Origin of the sequence: Burkholderia sp. AU33545 (assembly GCF_020419685.1) — a bacterium.
GTDB classification, from domain to species: Bacteria; Pseudomonadota; Gammaproteobacteria; order Burkholderiales; family Burkholderiaceae; genus Burkholderia; species Burkholderia diffusa.
In genome coordinates this window covers 162,091-179,172 of the sequence record NZ_JAIZRQ010000004.1, presented here as the reverse complement: position 1 = coordinate 179,172, position 17,082 = coordinate 162,091, and the positions used below count along the sequence as shown (strand labels likewise).

The 17,082-nt window shown below is 69.5% G+C and carries 12 protein-coding genes; 9 read left to right on the top strand and 3 right to left on the bottom strand.

Features of this window, described 5'->3' with window-relative positions:
* Nucleotides 1-27 precede the first annotated feature (27 nt).
* The 3 genes from acnD (at nt 28) to LGM71_RS14635 (ending at nt 5,263) form a co-directional block, all read left to right on the top strand.
* The gene (gene acnD / locus LGM71_RS14645; RefSeq protein WP_124624464.1) at nt 28-2,622 is read left to right on the top strand and encodes a Fe/S-dependent 2-methylisocitrate dehydratase AcnD; all 2,595 of its coding nucleotides are present in this window, start codon (nt 28-30) and stop codon (nt 2,620-2,622) included.
* Between the two features lie 26 nt (nt 2,623-2,648).
* The gene (gene prpF / locus LGM71_RS14640; protein WP_174906861.1) at nt 2,649-3,839 is read left to right on the top strand and encodes a 2-methylaconitate cis-trans isomerase PrpF; all 1,191 of its coding nucleotides are present in this window, start codon (nt 2,649-2,651) and stop codon (nt 3,837-3,839) included.
* A gap of 371 nt (nt 3,840-4,210) precedes the next feature.
* Nucleotides 4,211-5,263 carry a CaiB/BaiF CoA transferase family protein gene (locus LGM71_RS14635; RefSeq protein ID WP_226115229.1) on the top strand — a complete coding sequence of 351 codons (1,053 nt, stop codon included), beginning with the start codon at nt 4,211-4,213 and terminating at the stop codon, nt 5,261-5,263.
* A 274-nt stretch (nt 5,264-5,537) separates the two neighbouring features.
* Here LGM71_RS14635 and LGM71_RS14630 read toward each other — a convergent pair whose 3' ends face one another.
* The gene (locus LGM71_RS14630; protein ID WP_059467287.1) at nt 5,538-5,981 is read right to left on the bottom strand and encodes a PaaI family thioesterase; all 444 of its coding nucleotides are present in this window, start codon (nt 5,979-5,981) and stop codon (nt 5,538-5,540) included.
* A 271-nt stretch (nt 5,982-6,252) separates the two neighbouring features.
* Between LGM71_RS14630 and LGM71_RS14625 the strand changes: the two genes are divergently transcribed.
* Nucleotides 6,253-7,881 carry a methyl-accepting chemotaxis protein gene (locus LGM71_RS14625; protein WP_174906859.1) on the top strand — a complete coding sequence of 543 codons (1,629 nt, stop codon included), beginning with the start codon at nt 6,253-6,255 and terminating at the stop codon, nt 7,879-7,881.
* Here LGM71_RS14625 and LGM71_RS14620 read toward each other — a convergent pair.
* Nucleotides 7,854-8,963, bottom strand: a complete 1,110-nt coding sequence (locus tag LGM71_RS14620) for an AGE family epimerase/isomerase (protein WP_151049288.1) — start codon at nt 8,961-8,963, stop codon at nt 7,854-7,856. The genes LGM71_RS14625 and LGM71_RS14620 overlap by 28 nt on opposite strands.
* A gap of 105 nt (nt 8,964-9,068) precedes the next feature.
* On the opposite strand from LGM71_RS14620, the gene LGM71_RS14615 reads away from it, so the two are divergent.
* The 4 genes from LGM71_RS14615 (at nt 9,069) to LGM71_RS14600 (ending at nt 12,251) form a co-directional block, all read left to right on the top strand.
* Complete coding sequence (locus LGM71_RS14615) at nt 9,069-9,767, top strand: MgtC/SapB family protein (RefSeq protein ID WP_124624448.1); 699 nt, start codon at nt 9,069-9,071, stop codon at nt 9,765-9,767.
* Between the two features lie 104 nt (nt 9,768-9,871).
* Entirely contained in the window at nt 9,872-11,305 is a 1,434-nt protein-coding gene (locus LGM71_RS14610; RefSeq protein ID WP_226115228.1) for a flagellar hook-length control protein FliK, read from the top strand.
* A 175-nt stretch (nt 11,306-11,480) separates the two neighbouring features.
* Nucleotides 11,481-11,636, top strand: coding sequence for a hypothetical protein (locus LGM71_RS14605; RefSeq protein WP_170296432.1), 156 nt, complete (start codon nt 11,481-11,483; stop codon nt 11,634-11,636).
* A 135-nt stretch (nt 11,637-11,771) separates the two neighbouring features.
* Nucleotides 11,772-12,251 carry a GNAT family N-acetyltransferase gene (locus tag LGM71_RS14600; protein WP_059598939.1) on the top strand — a complete coding sequence of 160 codons (480 nt, stop codon included), beginning with the start codon at nt 11,772-11,774 and terminating at the stop codon, nt 12,249-12,251.
* A gap of 168 nt (nt 12,252-12,419) precedes the next feature.
* Here LGM71_RS14600 and LGM71_RS14595 read toward each other — a convergent pair whose 3' ends face one another.
* The gene (locus LGM71_RS14595; RefSeq protein ID WP_226115227.1) at nt 12,420-15,233 is read right to left on the bottom strand and encodes a heavy metal translocating P-type ATPase; all 2,814 of its coding nucleotides are present in this window, start codon (nt 15,231-15,233) and stop codon (nt 12,420-12,422) included.
* 381 nt (nt 15,234-15,614) lie between these two features.
* Between LGM71_RS14595 and LGM71_RS14590 the strand changes: the two genes are divergently transcribed.
* Complete coding sequence (locus LGM71_RS14590; RefSeq protein WP_059598940.1) at nt 15,615-17,054, top strand: DUF1254 domain-containing protein; 1,440 nt, start codon at nt 15,615-15,617, stop codon at nt 17,052-17,054.
* Nucleotides 17,055-17,082 lie beyond the last annotated feature (28 nt).

The following is a 17,082-nucleotide window of genomic DNA, read 5'->3' as shown; positions in this document are numbered from 1 at the left end:
GTCTTACCCCGATTTCCGCCCCACATCATGAATACCGCCTACCGCAAACCCCTGCCCGGCACGTCGCTGGACTTCTTCGACGCGCGTGCCGCGGTCGAAGCGATCGCCCCCGGCGCGTACGATACGCTGCCGTACACGTCGCGCGTGCTCGCCGAAAACCTCGTGCGTCGCTGCGATCCGGCAATCCTCGCCGATTCGCTGAAGCAGATCATCGAGCGCAAGCGCGAACGCGACTTCCCGTGGTTCCCGGCGCGCGTGGTGTGCCACGACATCCTGGGCCAGACGGCCCTCGTCGACCTCGCCGGCCTGCGCGACGCGATCGCCGAGCGCGGCGGCGACCCGGCGAAGGTGAACCCGGTCGTGCCCGTGCAACTGATCGTCGACCACTCGCTCGCCGTCGAGTGCGGCGGCTTCGATCCGGACGCGTTCGCGAAGAACCGCGCGATCGAGGATCGCCGCAACGAGGATCGTTTCCACTTCATCGAATGGACCAAGCAGTCGTTCGAGAACGTCGACGTGATCCCGCCGGGCAACGGCATCATGCACCAGATCAACCTGGAGAAGATGTCGCCGGTGATCCAGGCGCAGGATGGCGTGGCGTATCCGGACACCTGCGTCGGCACCGACAGCCACACGCCGCACGTCGACGCGCTCGGCGTGATCGCGATCGGCGTGGGCGGGCTGGAGGCGGAGAACGTGATGCTCGGCCGCGCATCGTGGATGCGCCTGCCCGACATCGTCGGCGTCGAACTGACCGGCAAGCGCCAGCCCGGCATCACCGCGACCGACATTGTGCTCGCGCTGACCGAATTCCTGCGCAAGGAAAAGGTGGTCGGCGCGTACCTGGAATTCCGCGGTGCGGGCGCGGCGAGCCTCACGCTCGGCGACCGCGCGACGATCTCGAACATGGCGCCCGAATACGGCGCGACGGCCGCGATGTTCTTCATCGACGGCCAGACGACCGACTATCTGCGCCTCACCGGCCGCAGCGACGAGCAGGTTAAGCTCGTCGAGACCTACGCGAAGGCAGCGGGCCTGTGGGCCGACACGCTGAACGGCGCGCAGTACGAGCGCACGCTGACGTTCGACCTGTCGAGCGTGGTGCGCAACATGGCCGGCCCGTCGAACCCGCACAAGCGGCTGCCGACATCCGACCTCGCCGCGCGCGGCATCGCCGGCCAGTGGGAAGAGAAGCCGGGCGAGATGCCCGACGGCGCGGTGATCATCGCCGCGATCACGAGCTGCACGAACACCAGCAACCCGCGCAACGTGATCGCCGCAGCCCTGCTCGCACGCAACGCGAACGCGAAGGGCCTCACGCGCAAGCCGTGGGTGAAGAGCTCGCTCGCGCCGGGCTCGAAGGCGGTCGAGCTGTATCTGGAAGAAGCGAACCTGCTGCCGGAACTCGAGAAGCTCGGCTTCGGCATCGTCGCGTTCGCGTGCACGACCTGCAACGGGATGTCGGGCGCGCTCGATCCGAAGATCCAGCAGGAGATCGTCGATCGCGACCTGTACGCGACGGCCGTGCTGTCCGGCAACCGCAACTTCGACGGCCGCATCCATCCGTATGCGAAGCAGGCGTTTCTCGCGTCGCCGCCGCTCGTCGTCGCGTATGCCATCGCCGGCACGATTCGCTTCGACATCGAGAAGGACGCGCTCGGCCACGATCAGGACGGCAAGCCCGTCACGCTGAAGGACATCTGGCCGACCGACGAGGAGATCGACGCGATCGTCGCATCGAGCGTGAAGCCCGAGCAGTTCCGCAAGGTCTACGAACCGATGTTCGCGCGCAGCGCGGATGCGGGCGAGCGTGCGGCGCCGCTGTACGACTGGCGTCCGCAAAGCACGTACATCCGCCGTCCGCCGTACTGGGAAGGCGCGCTGGCCGGCGAGCGCACGCTCAAGGGCATGCGCCCGCTCGCGGTGCTCGGCGACAACATCACGACCGACCACCTGTCGCCGTCGAACGCGATCATGGCGAACAGCGCGGCCGGCGAATACCTCGCGAAGATGGGCCTGCCGGAAGAAGACTTCAACTCGTACGCGACGCACCGGGGAGACCACCTGACCGCACAGCGCGCGACCTTCGCGAATCCGACGCTCGTCAACGAGATGGCGGTGGTCGACGGTGTGGTGAAGAAGGGCTCGCTCGCGCGTGTGGAGCCGGAAGGCAAGGTCATGCGGATGTGGGAAGCGATCGAGACGTACATGAATCGCAAGCAGCCGCTGATCGTCGTCGCCGGCGCCGACTACGGCCAGGGCTCGTCGCGCGACTGGGCCGCGAAGGGTGTGCGTCTCGCGGGCGTCGAGGCGATCGTCGCCGAGGGCTTCGAGCGGATCCACCGCACGAACCTGATCGGGATGGGCGTGCTGCCGCTCGAGTTCAAGCCGGGCACGAACCGCGCGACGCTCGGCATCGATGGCACCGAGACCTTCGACGTGATCGGCGAGCGCACGCCGCGCGCCGATCTCACGCTCGTGATTCACCGCAAGAACGGCGAGCGCATCGCGGTGCCGGTGACGTGCCGGCTCGATACGGCCGAGGAAGTGTCGATCTACGACGCGGGTGGCGTGCTGCAGCGTTTCGCGCAGGACTTCCTCGAATCGTCGCAGGCTGCCTGACCGGGTCACACAGGGACAACGCAAACATGGCTCACATTCCTCAAATCAGGATTCCGGCGACGTACATCCGCGGCGGCACCAGCAAGGGCGTGTTCTTCCGGTTGCAGGATCTGCCGGACGCCGCGCAGGCGCCGGGCGCCGCACGCGACGCGCTGCTGCTGCGCGTGATCGGCAGCCCAGATCCGTACGGCAAGCAGATCGACGGGATGGGTGGCGCGACGTCGTCGACCAGCAAGACGGTGATCGTGTCGAAGAGCACGCGGCCCGGTCACGACGTCGACTACCTGTTCGGGCAGGTCTCGATCGATCGCGCGTTCGTCGACTGGACCGGCAACTGCGGCAACCTGTCGGCGGCCGTCGGCCCGTTCGCGATCAGCGGTGGCCTCGTCGATGCGTCGCGCGTGCCGCGCGACGGCATCGCGACCGTGCGTATCTGGCAGGCGAACATCGGCAAGACGATCGTCGCGCACGTACCGATCACGAACGGCGCGGTGCAGGAGACGGGCGATTTCGAGCTGGACGGCGTCACGTTTCCGGCCGCCGAAGTGCAGCTCGAGTTCATGGACCCGGCCGCCGAGGAAGAAGGCTCGGGCGGCTCGATGTTCCCGACCGGCAACCTCGTCGACGACCTCGTCGTGCCGGGCATCGGCACGCTGAAGGCGACCATGATCAACGCGGGGATTCCGACCATCTTCGTCGAGGCCGAGGCGATCGGCTATACGGGCACGGAGTTGCAGGACGCGATCAACGGCGACGCGAAGGCGCTCGAGAAGTTCGAGACGATCCGCGCGCATGGCGCGCTGCGCATGGGCCTGATCGACACGCTCGACGAGATCGCGACGCGTCAGCACACGCCCAAGGTCGCGTTCGTCGCGAAGCCGGCCGATTACGTCGCGTCGAGCGGCAAGCGCGTGAATGCGGGCGACGTCGACCTGCTGGTGCGGGCGATGTCGATGGGCAAGCTGCACCACGCGATGATGGGCACGGCGGCGGTCGCGATCGGCACGGCCGCGGCGATTCCCGGCACGCTCGTCAACCTGGCGGCGGGCGGCGGTGAACGCAACGCGGTGCGCTTCGGCCATCCATCGGGCACGCTGCGCGTCGGCGCGGAAGCCCGGCTCGAAAAGGGCGAATGGACCGTCACGAAGGCGATCATGAGCCGCAGCGCGCGCGTGCTGATGGAAGGCTGGGTGCGGGTGCCGGGGGATGCGTTCTGAGTGTGTCGCGGTTCGCGCGCGCAACCCTGCAGTGCTGAAACGGACCGATCCCTGCGAAGCGGACCTGCTGCGCAGGGATTTTTCGTTTGGCGCGCGTGTGATGAAGGCAATTCGCGACGCAACGCGTCGCATCGGTGACCGTGCCGGTGCGTTGAAGCGCATTGCGGTCATGATGCACGGGGGGCGCGCTGGCTTGAGTCATCGCGGATCGACCGCAACGGATGGGGCCAGCGTAGGCGCTAAGGCGCTAACGCTGGTTGACCGCGAAGCATGGGACCAGCGTAAGTGTCAAAGCACGAACGCTGGTCGACCGCGAAGCATGGGACCAGCGTAAGCGCTAGAGCGCTAACGCTGGTCGACAGGAGAATCGTATGTCGCTTGGTGTCCCGCTTTCCGGCGTCCACATCGTCGAATTCGAAGGCATCGGCCCCGGCCCGCTCGCGGGCTGGATGCTCGCCGGGATGGGGGCGCGCATCACGCTGATCGCGCGTCCCGCGGGCCGCACCAGCGCGCCGGACGCGCTGCAGGGCCGCGACGGCGACCTGCTGCGCGAAGGCAAGACGATCGTCGAACTCGATCTGAAGACGCCGGCCGGCCGCGACGCGGCGCTCGCGCTGATCGCGCAGGCCGACGCGCTGATCGAGGGGCTGCGGCCCGGTGTGATGGAGCGCCTCGGTCTCGGCCCGGACGATTGCGCACGCGACAATCCGAAGCTCGTGTACGGACGGATGACGGGCTGGGGCCAGGACGGACCGCTCGCGACGGCCGCCGGGCACGACCTGAACTACGTCGCGCTGACGGGGCTGCTGTCGCTGTCCGCGCCGCGCGACGGCCGGCCGGGCGTGCCGCCGACCGTCGTCGGCGATGCCGGCGGCGCGCTCGGGCTCGCATTCGGGATCATCTGCGCGCTGTTCGACGTGCGCGGCGGCGGCCCGGGGCGCGTGGTCGACGGCGCGATCGTCGACATCGTGTCGATGCTCGGCTCGCTCGCGCTGTGGGCGCGCGCGAACGGGCAGCTCGATGGCACGCAGCCGAGCCTCTTCCACGATGCGCCGTTTTACGACGTGTATCGCTGCGCGGACGGCGAATGCGTGACGATCGGTGCGCTGGAGCCGCCGTTCTACGCGCTGCTGGTCGAGCGGCTCGGGTTGATCGACGTCGATCCGGCGTCGCAGTACGATCGCGCACGCTGGCCGGCGCTGAAGGCGCGTTTTGCCGACGTGTTCGCGCAGCAGCCGTCCGCGCACTGGCGCGCGCTGCTCGAAGGCACCGACGTGTGTTTCGCGCCGGTGCTGAGCGTGGCCGACGCGGTCGAGCATCCGCACAATGCGGCGCGCGGGATTTACCGCACCGACGCGAGCGGTAACGTTCGGGTGCGCGTGGCGCCGCGGTTTCTGCCGTTGAAAGCGGGCACTGCGGAATAGGTCGGCCGAAGCGTCGATCCGCGGATTCGGTTCGACACGACCCGTTCGAATCCCGGCTTGCCGGGCGGATCGAGCGGAAGTGATCGTGCTGGACGTCGCAGTCGGTCGCCGTGATCGCGACGCCGTCTATCGCTGCCGCGATGAAGCGATGGAACCGGACGGTGCGCTTCGCGCGTGCTGCGGCTGGTGGTTGCGATGTTGCATCACAGGCACGGGGCGCGATCGTCAGGACGACGCCGGCAGGTAATCCGATGGCCTTTGCGTCCGCGACAATTCACGCCGTTTCCTCCGGCGCATCCGGCATCTTGCCGTCGCCGACGCGATTGATCGTGCCTTGCGCGATCGCGACGAGCCGCTCGTGATCGCCGTCGATGACGAACACGTGACACTGGCAGGTCGCCTGGTGCCGCCCCGCGTAGACGACCTTCGCGCGCGCGACGAGCGTGCCGTTCACGGCGGGCCGCAGGTAGTTGATCTTGTATTCGGCGGTGATGACGCGCGGGCCGAGCACGAGCGCACCTGCGAACGTCAGCGCGTTGTCGGCGAGGTAGCCGATCACGCCGCCGTGCACGAAGCCGTGCTGCTGCCGCAGCTCTTCCCGCACGGGCAGGCACAGCGACACCTCGTTGTCGCCGATATGCATCAGCTCCGTGCCCAGCAGCATGCTGAACGGTTGCGCGCGCAATGCGCCGCGCGCGTGGTCCGTGATGTCCGTCATCGACTGCCCTCGCAATGCGTGTCCGCTTGCGCTGAACTCTAGGAAGGGGGCTGCGGATAAGCAAGGAAATTCGTCCGCATTTCGCACAATGGCCGGCGCGATGCGACGCGATTATTGCGTCGAACGCGCACATTGTTCTCGTTTGCTGGCGATTCGGCGGCAATGGCGGGGCTCGGCCGGCCGCTTCTCACCCGCATTCCTAAAGTCCGACGAAGAAATGCCGCTAATGCCGGGGCATTGCTCCATCGTCGCCTTTCCAGGAATCTCCCCCATGTTCGGAAAAATCAAGCTCGCGTCGGGTCTGCTCGGCGTGTTGACCGTGTTTTGCCTCTTTCTGTTCGCGATCGAGGCACTCGGCTTCTGGGCGCTCGCATCGACGCGCAGCGGCGTCGACGATCTGTCGAACGTCGCGATCGGGCAGGTCGACGCGGCCAGCCAGGCGACCGAGCGCCTGCTCGACGCACGCGTGAACCTGTCGCGCGCGGGCACGCGGATGGTACGCGGCGGCCCGAAGCCCGACGAGATCATCCGCCATGCCAGCGCGTCGCTCGCCGAAGCGGACAAGGCGTTCTCCGCGCTGACGGCCGCGCAGGCCGTCGACGCGACGAACCGCGCGCGCGTGGCGGCGCTCGCCGAGCGCTATCGCGCGCTGCGCGGCGCGCTGGGCGAACTCGTGCAGTTCCTCGACGCCGACAACATCCAGGCGTTCCTCGACCAGCCGACACAGGGTTTCCAGGACGCGTACCTCGCCGAGCTGCACCGCTTCGCCGACTACGGCGCCGCGTCGAGCCGCGACGCGCTCGCCACGATCGATAGCGGGATTCAGTGGTTCAAGTGGGTCGGCATCGTGCTGCTGGCGGCGATGCTCGCGGCGAGCGCGGCGATTTACGCTGCCGCGCGGCGCGCGGTGGTCGCGCCGCTGGACGAAGCCGGCCGCCATTTCGAGCGCATCGCGCAGGGCCGGCTCGACGAAGCCGTGCGGGCAGGCGGCGTGTTCGAGATCGACCGGATGTTGCGCGGCCTTGCCGCGATGCAGGCGAGCATCGCTAACACCGTGCGCACCGTGCGTCACGCGTCCGACGCGATCCACCTCGGCGCGGGCGAGATCGCCGGCGGCAACGCGGACCTGTCCGCGCGCACGGGCACCCAGGCCGCGTCGCTCGAGCAAACCGCCGCGAGCATGGAGGAGCTGACCGCGACCGTCCGCCAGAACACCGACAGCGCGCGTGCGGCCAGCGCGCTGGCCGACGCTGCGCTCGACGCGACGCGTCACGGCGGCGGCGTGGTCGACAGCGTGATCGACCGGATGCGGGCCATCGCCCAAAGCTCCGGGCGCATCGCGGAGATCATCTCGGTGATCGACGGCATCGCATTCCAGACCAACATCCTCGCGCTGAACGCGGCGGTCGAGGCCGCGCGGGCCGGCGAGCAGGGGCGCGGCTTCGCGGTGGTCGCGGGCGAAGTGCGCTCGCTCGCGCAGCGCAGCGCGCAATCGGCGAAGGAGATCAAGGCGCTGATCGAGGAGTCGGTCACGCAGATCGACGGCGGCTCGGAACTCGTCGAACGGGCGGGCGACGCGATGCGGACGGTATCGGCGTCGATCACGCGGGTCGTGCAGACCATGTCGGAGATCACGGCCGCGTCGGTCGAGCAGAGCGTCGGCATCGAGCAGGTCAACCAGGCGGTCACGCAGATGGACCAGTTGACGCAGCAGAACGCGGCGCTGGTGGAGGAAGTCGCGGCGGCGGCCGCGTCGCTGAACGACCAGACCGCGCACCTGATGCAGGCGGTGTCGGTGTTCGAACTGGGCGACGCGCGCGCGGCTCGCGGTCTTCGCGACGAGCGCGCGTCGTCGTCGTTTGCCGACGCCGGTTACGAAACGGCGGGCAGCGCCGCGTAAGCTGTCGCGAGGTGGTAGGGCGTCGTCGACGGCATGTCGGCGCGCGACACCTGCCCGTCGGCCGTCTTGCACTCGAACCAGCCGCGCGGATGCAGGAAGCGCGCGGCGAAGCGCTCGATCTGCTGTGCGAGCGGCGCGGAGGCCGGCGTGCCGCCGTGCATGGCGAGCGCGCGCAGGTATTCGGTCTGCGCCCAGATCCGTTGCGTGCCGTCGATGCATGCGCCTTGCGCGTCGACTGCCGCACACACGGCGCCCGTGCGCGGATCGATCCCGTGCTGCTCGGCGAATGCGAACGCGCGCGCGAGTGCGTCGGGGAGCCCGGTTTGCGCGAGACGCGCGCCGGCCGCATCGACCAGATAAAACCATTCGAACTGATGGCCGGGCTCGAAGCGGTTGTCGGTCGCCCCGAGCGGCAGTTCGGCGATGCAGCCGGTCGCCGTATCGACGAACGTGCGCTCGACGGCCTGCGCGGTGCGCAGGAGCGCATCGTCGAACGCCGCATCGCCGAATGCATCGGCGGCCGCAAGCCATGCTTCGGTCAAGTGCATCAACGGGTTCTGCAGCGCGCCGCTGCCCGATGACGAGAAATCGGCGTGACGCGCGGCGTCGAGCAGCGCGTCGCCCGGCTGCGGCGCGAAGCGGTCCTGGATCAGCGCGGCGGTGTCCTCGGCGACCGTGCGCGCCGCGGTGTCGCCCGACGCCGCATGCCATGCGGCGCACGCGAACACGACGAACGCATGCGTATAAAGGTCCTTGGTCGTGTCGAGCGGCGCGCCTTGTGCATCGACGCTGTAGAACCAGCCGCCGTGGCGCGGGTCGCGAAAGCGGCTGCACAGCGAGTCGAACAGCGTGGCCGCGTGCGCGGTGTGGCCGGCCTGCGCGAACACGAACAGTTGTCGCGCGCATGCCATTGCGCGATAACGGGTGACGGGCAGCGGTGCATGGGTGGCCGGATCGACGGCCTCGAACGGTAGCCGCAGCGTCTGGTCGAACCCTGAACCCTGCCAGATCGGCAGGATGACGTGCGCAAAATGGTCGCGCAATCGGGCGGCCTGGGCGGAAGCGGAATCGGGAACGGACATGGCGGGTTGAGCGCTTGGATCGAATTGAGTCGGCGCGGAGCGGCGCGGCCGGGGCCAAGGATAAACCATTCCGCGCGGCCGTCCTCAAAACAGGAGAGAAATCGGATGCTCGGCAACCTGGAACTCGTGATGCGGCTGGTTCTCGCGGCCGCGCTCGGCAGTGTCATCGGCTTCGAGCGGGAGCGCCTCTCGTGGGCGGCCGGCCTGCGCACGCACATGCTGGTCTGTGTCGGCTCGACGCTCATCATGATCGTGTCGGCGTTCGGTTTCGCCGATGTGCTGGGCAGCAGCGACCACATCGTGCTCGATCCGTCGCGGATCGCCGCGCAGGTGGTATCGGGCATCGGTTTCCTCGGCGCGGGCTCGATCCTGCTGCGCGGCGAGATCGTGCGCGGGCTGACGACCGCCGCGAGCCTGTGGTCGGTCGCCGCGATCGGCCTCGCGGTGGGCGGCGGACTGTACGTCGCGTCGATTTCCGCGACGATCATCATCCTGATCATCCTGGCCGGCATCAAGCCGCTCGAGCGGCGCTACTTCACGGTGCGGCAGCGGCGTCAGCTCGCGCTGACGGTGGTGGGCGGCGCGCTGACGTTCGATTCGCTGCACGCGGCCCTCGGCCCCGACAGCGCGCGCGTGAAGCAATTCATCGTGCAGCGCGCCGACGACACGGGCGAGCATGACGAGGTGCGCATCGCGCTCGGGCGCGTGTCGGATCTCGAATACCGCGCGATCTGCGACAAGCTGCGCGGGCTGTCGTGCGTCACGCGATTCGAGGAAGGCAACGGGTTGTCGGGCGACGAATAGACGGCATCCGATCGGCCGGATCGGCGATCGGTCATGCGACAATGGCCGGTCACTGATTCCGTTCGACATCCGGTTCCGCGTTCGCGGGCCTGTAATCCGACTCCATGACCGAATCCGTTTCCCTGCCTCGCTCCCGTTCCCGCTCCGACCGCTCGTCGGCCCGTTCGCGTCCGCGTTCCATCGCGGCCGCGGCAGACACCGCCGCCAGGGCCACCGCGCGCTCCGGCAACGCGACGGGCGGCGATGCGCCGCGGGACGAACGCACGCTCGACCTGTTCGGCGATCCGGTGCTCGAGCCGGCTGCGCGCGGGCCGGTGGCCTCGCACGATGACGGGGCGGCGGGTGCCGACACGGTGGCCGCCGTCGCGGACGGCGATGACGCCGGCCGGCAGGCGACGCTGGCTGGGTTCGGTACGTCGGGCGCCGACGGCGGGGCGGTCGAGCCGGCGCCAGACATTGCGAAAACGACGGAGTCTGCGCCGACGCGTGCAAACGGCGATGTGGCCGATGCCGATGTCGTGCGCGTGTCCGCTGCCGATGCCGATGCCGATGCCGATGCAACGAAGCTCGGCGCGGCGCGGCTGTCCGACGGTATCGCCGCGACTGCAGCCGGCGAGCCGGCAACCGACGGCAGCCAGATAAAGACGGGCAGTGTGGCGGAAGCCGGCGACACGGCCGGAACGCGCGCCGATCGTTCGACGGCGAATGCAGGGGCGGCGGAAGGTGCGGCCGATGCGGTCATCGGCGACCGACCGGCGAAAGCGGGCGGTGAGCCCGAAGGCGCCGCCGTGCCGGCCACACGCGACGAAGTAGCGCGGACGCCCGGCGAGCCCACGAAGGGGCGTCGCGCAGCTTCCGGTGGCAAGCGCCGTGTGGCCGCAGGCGCACGCGAAGCGGCAGCGGCGCGCGGCGCGCCGGAAGCGGTGGCCGTCGACGCACAGTCGGAAGTGACCTCGGCGCAGCATCCTGCGCCATCAAGCGAGCCGTCGGCGACCGCCGAACCGGCGCAGCCCACGATTACCGCAGTTGCCGCGAGTGCCCGTGACGCCGCGCGGGCAGCCGCCGCGCCGGTCTCGCCATTCGTGCAGCCCGTTGCATCCGCGGCGTCGTTCGTGACGAAGCCGTCGGCGGATCGTGCGCAACCTGCCACGTCGAGCGCGTCGGCTATCGACCCCGACACGCAACTGCGCCCGCTGTCGGATCGGCTCGCCGCGCTGCAGGCCGAGACGGCCGGCATGAAGCAGGCGGCCGATCGCGAGATGCGGCGCGTCAACCGGCTGCTGCTGGCGCTGACGGTCGTCGTGTTCGTGGGGCTCGTCGCACTGATGCTGCAAACGCGGCAGATCGCGCACCTGAAACAGGAAGTTGACGCCCGGCAGCAGCGGATCGACCGGCTGGCTGCCGACCTGTCGACGCAGCAGGCAACGCTGATGACGCTCGCGGAACACCACGAAGCGATGCTGTCGCAGGTCGACCGGCTGCAGCGCAATGCGAACCGCGAGGCGGCGGCCGCGAAGCGTGTGCGTCGAGCGCATTAAATCGTCCGACCCTACCTGCAAACCCCGGCACGACAAGGCGCGTCGGGGCGGACCGTCTATCGGCGGTGGCGCGGGTGCGGCAAACTGATGCGGTGAGCTGGCAGAGTTCAGGGAAAACCCTTAGAATGGCATCCATCTACGGGAAAACCCTAGATCCATCTGTCAGGAGTCTCACATGAGCTTCATTCTTGCCCTGCTGCAAAAGATCGACGACCTGTTCGTCTCCCCGCACCTGCCGCTCGACGCGGAATATTCGTACGCTGCGCGTCACGCCGAAGCCGAGCGCGTGCGTCGTGCGAGCCTCGTGCCGATCGTCCTGTACCGTCGCTGATTCGCTGATTCGCTGATTCGCTGATTCAGCGCGGCGCTCGTCGCCACTGCCTGCCCGTTTTCCACCGCCGCATCGCGCGCCGGTGCGATCGTCCCGCTACACTGGAAGTCCGACTTCCCTCGCGACCCCCGGGCCATGCTGCAGATGCGGCCGATGACGGCCGGTGAATTCCACGCATACCGCACGCGCGCCATCGACGGCTACGCGCGCGATCTCGTGTCATCCGGGCAGAACGCGACCGACGACGCGGCGAACCGCGCCCGGGCCTGCTTCGATACGCTGCTGCCCGACGGCCTGCTCACCTCCGGCCAGACGCTCGTCCAGCTGATCGACGCCGCCAGCGGCGACACGGTCGGCGACCTCTGGTACGCGATCGTGCCCGAAGGGCCGAACCGTACGCTGTTCATCTACGATCTCGACATCGTCCCGACCCGGCGCCGCCAGGGCTGGGCCATGCGCGCGCTCGATGCACTGGAGGCCGAGGCGCGCCGTCATGGCGTCACCGAAATCGGGCTGTCGGTGTTCAATCACAACACGGCTGCCCGTGCGCTGTATCGGGCGTGCGGCTTCGTGCCGATCACGACGACGCTGATCAAGCCGGTCGTCCAGAGCTGAGGCCAGTGCGCACGCGTCGGTGACGCGCGCTGCCGTTTTCCCGGCCTTCTTCCGGTGATCTGTCCCGACGCAGCGCATGCAATGTGCGCCCCGCCGGTCGGCAAGCCATTTCCAATAAGACAAGCGCCGGACCTCCGTCGGATGACCCGGCGCTCGTCGTGGCCCGCATCAGCGTGCGCGGCCTTTCCATCTCCTCAGCAGCAGCGCGTTCGTCACGACGCTGACGCTGGAGAACGCCATCGCCGCACCCGCGATCACCGGATTCAGCCAGCCGAGCGCCGCGAGCGGCACGCCGATCAGGTTGTAGACGAACGCCCAGAACAGGTTCTGCTGGATCTTCCGATACGTCCGCTTCGAGATGTCGATCGCATCGGCGACGAGCGCCGGGTCGCCGCGCATCAGCGTCACGCCGGCCGTATGCATCGCGACGTCGGTGCCGGTCGCCATCGCGATGCCGACGTCGGCCGCGGCGAGCGCGGGCGCGTCGTTGATCCCGTCGCCGACCATCGCGACGATTCCGCCGTGCGTGCGCTTCAGTTCGGCCACCACGCGCGCCTTGTCGTCGGGCAGCACCTGCGCATGCACTTCGCTGATCCCGAGTGCCGCCGCGACGGCGGCCGCACTGCCGCGGTTGTCGCCCGTGACGAGTACGCTCGCGACGCCACGCGCCGACAGTGCCGCGACCGCCTCGCGCGCGCCCGGCTTCACGGTGTCGCCGAATGCGATCAGCGCGAGCAGCGCGCGCGGCGCGTCGGCACGCATCAGCCACGAAATCGTATTGCCCGCGCGCTCGAGTTCCGCGGCACGCGCGTCGAGTGCGGGCGGCACGACGATGCCGAGTTCGTCGCGCCAGCGGGTGCTGCCGAGTGCGAGAAGCTGACCGCCAACGCGCGCCTCGACGCCACGTCCGGCCACCGCGCGCGCATCGGCCGCGACGACCTCGGCCGAACCCGCGCCGCCGCCGCGGGCCACGACGTCCGCATCGTGCGCGGCGACGACGGCGCGAGCGAGCGGGTGGTCGCTTTGCCGCTGGACCGCGGCCGCGAGAGCGAGCGCTTGCTCACGTGGGATGTCGACGGCCTCGAATGCCGTCACGGACGGTTTGCCTTCGGTCAGCGTGCCGGTCTTGTCGAACGCGATCACCGTGGTGCGCTGCGCGAGTTCGAGCGCCTCGGCGTCCTTGATCAGGACGCCATGGCGGGCCGCGACGCCGGTGCCCGCCATGATCGCGGCGGGCGTCGCGAGGCCGAGCGCGCACGGGCACGCGATGACGAGCACCGCGACCGCGTTGAGGATCGCTGTTTCGATGCCGGCGCCGGCGATCAGCCAGCCGACCAGCGTCAGCACGGCGATGCCGAGGATCGCCGGCACGAACACTTCGCTGACACGATCGACGAGCCGCTGGATCGGCGCCTTTTCCGCCTGCGCGGATTCGACGAGGCGGATGATGCGCGCGAGCGTCGTTTCCGCGCCGATTGCGGTGGTTTCCACGACGAGCGCGCCTTCGCCGTTGATCGAGCCGGCCGTGACCGGATCGCCGTCGTCCTTCGGCACCGGCAGGCTTTCGCCGGTGATCAGCGATTCGTCGACGTGCGAGCGGCCCGACACGATCCGGCCGTCGACGGGCACACGCTCGCCCGGACGGATGCTGACGGTCGTGCCGACGCGCACCTGCGCCAGCGGCACGTCGCGTTCGACGCCGTGCTCGACGACGCGCGCGCGGTCGGGACGCAGCGCGTTCAGCGCGCGGATCGCCTCGGTCGTCTGGCGTTTCGCGCGCGCTTCGAGCCATTTGCCGAAGCGCACCAGCGTGATGATGACGGCCGATGCCTCGAAATACAGATGGCCGGGGTGCGCGGAGTCGCGCAGCAGCATCCACAGGCTCAGGCCGAACGCGGCCGACGTGCCGAGCGCGACGAGCAGGTCCATGTTGCCGGTGCGTGCCTTCACCGCATGCCAGGCGGCGCGGTAGAAGCGCGCGCCGAAGCCGAACTGGACGATCGACGCGAGCACGAGCTGCAGCCAGCCGGGCAGCATCGCGTCGATGCCGAACGGCGCGACGAGCATCGGCACGACGAGCGGCACGCTCAGCACGGCCGAGCCGATCACGAGATTGCGTTCGCGGATCGCTTCGCGGCGCTTGCGGGCGTCGGGGGCTTGTGCGGCTTCGCCGGCGCGGGCGTCGGCGTCGGTCGAGGCGCTCGGGTCCGGCGCAGCGGCGAGCGACGCCCGATAACCGGCCGTCGTGACCGCCGCGATCAGCGTGGTGGCGTCGAGCGCGCCGGTGCCATGCACCGACGCGCGTTCGGTCGCGAGATTGACCGACGCGCGCGTGACGCCAGGCACGGCGGCCAGCGCCTTTTCGACGCGGCCGGCGCAGGATGCGCACGTCATGCCGCCGATGTCGAGTTCGAGATCGCGGGAAGCGGCCGGCGGCGGCGCGGCGACCCATGTCGCGTCGTAGCCGGCTTGCCGCACGGCTTCGGCCAGTTGCGACGCGGAAACGTCCGGTGCCGCGTCGACGGTCGCGCGCTCGGTGGCGAGGTTGACGGACGCGCGCGTGACGCCGGGCACCTTCGCCAGTGCCTTTTCGACGCGCGACACGCACGACGCGCAGGTCATGCCGTCGATGTCGAGTTCGATGCTGGCGGCGGGCGCGGGCAGTACCGTCGCCGCCGTTGCGGGCCGGGCGTTCGCGTGCGTCGCGTGCTCGACGTGCACGGACGCAACGGCTTCGACCGCCGCTTCGCGCACGGCCGCGCGATAGCCGGCGGCATCGACCGCGGCGATGAGCTGCGCAGGCTCGACCGTGTCCTGCGCGGTCACCGTCGCCGCATGCGCGTCGAGATCGACCGCGGCATCGACGACGCCCGGCACGGTGGCCAGCGCACGCTGCACGCGGCCCGTGCAGCCGCCGCAATGCATGCCGTCGATGGTCAGTTCGATCGTTTGCATGTCGGCGGAGGCGAGTGATTCAGTCATGTTGGATTCCCCAAAAGCGCGGTTCGTGCCGCGACTGACTCCAGTATCAACATTCCCATGATGGGAAGGTCAAGGGGGGGGCGATGCAATACGGCATCGTGCCGACGGCCGACCCATTCTCGCCCGTCATGCTGCCGCGCGCAGGCGTCGGGCGGCTCCGGACGAGGGCCGGATCAATGGAAGTCCTGGCTGACGACAGCCCGGCTACCGCTGCACCCGATATTCGGCATATTGGGGGATGCCCTTAGGCGCTATGATACCGGCCTGACATCAGCGCCCGCCCGGCGAAGCGGCGACCGGGCACGCTGGGGTGCCTTGCTTTCGCCGATCGTGAGTCGAACAAGGCGTTGACTGACAAGAACGATATTCGGCCAGTAATCAATGATTGAAAACCTACGAGAATCAATTTCTCTGCGTCGCGCTGCAGGCGCGTCGCTGGCCCTCGCGGCGCTGCTGTCCGGATGCGCGTCGCAACCGGACGCGATCCAGCGGAAAACCGGCTGGATGCGCGCCGAAGTGGCCGACTCCTACATATACGCGTATCCGCTCGTGCTGATGGACGTCGCGAAGGAAGCCGCGACGGGCGGCGACAGCGCGCAGCCGGGCCAGGCGCCGCTCAACACGCTGCGTCACGCGCAGGCGCTGCCGCCCGTCGGCGCGCTCAACCCGCCGCTGCCGGGCGTCGACACGCTTGACTCGACCGGCTGGCTCGACGTCGGTGCCGAGCCGGTGATCGTGACGCTGCCGGATACCCGCGGCCGCTACTGGGATGCCCGCGCGCTCGACATGTGGACGAACGTGCTGTGGTCGTCGTCGAGCGTGGCGGCGCGTGGCGCTCGCGGCGCCGCGCGATCGCAAACGATTGCCTTCGCCGCGAAGGACTGGCAGGGCACCCTGCCGAAGGGCGCATTGCGTATCGACGTGCCGTCGGCCAACGCGTGGCTCGAAGTGCGGCTGCAGACGAGCGGCGGGCGCGACCTCACGAATGTGAAGAAACTGCAGCGGGCGATCCGCGTGGTGCCGCTGTCCGTCTATACGGGCAGCACGCGTGGCGCGTCGGTCGCGGTCCATGCGGGCAGCGCGCCGTTGGAAGCGGCGAGCGGCGGCACGCCGGCCGAGCAGGTGGCCGCGCTCGACCCGAAGGCGTTCTTCACGCGCTTCGCGCAGGCGCTGCAAGACAACCCGGCACCGGCCGACGACGCGCACGCGAACGAATTGCTCGGCGACATCGGCGTGACGGCCGGCTATCCGGTGCTGTGGACGGGTGATCGCCTGAGCGCTGCCACGGCCGGCGTCGCCGAGGCGCGCGCGCGGCTCGCGACGCCGCCGTCGAACCTGCTGAGCGCGAACGGCTGGAGCTGGATCGGCGACACGGCCGGCAAGTACGGCCAGGACTACGCGCTGCGCGCGTACGCGGCCTACACGCAGTTCGGCACCGCGACGCGCGACGACGAGACGCTCGCGCTCGTGCGCGTCGACAGCGACGGCCACTCGCTGAACGGCGCGAACCGCTACGTGCTGCATTTCGCGCCGGGCGCGCTGCCGCCGGTGCGCGGGTTCTGGACGCTCACGCCGTACGCGACGAATGGCGCGCTGCCCGACGTCGGCTCGGCGCGCCGCTCGCTCGGCGACCGCGACCGCTTGCGCCGCAACCACGACGGCTCGATCGACGTGGTCGTGTCGGCGTCGCCGGGCGGCACGCATGCGGCCAACTGGCTGCCGGCGCCGCGCGCCGATTTCGCGCTCGCGCTGCGACTCTACGCACCGAAGCCGCAGGCGAGCGACGGCTCGTGGATGCCGCCCGTCGTCGTCCGAAAATGAACCGATGGGCGCCGCCACTGTCCGATGC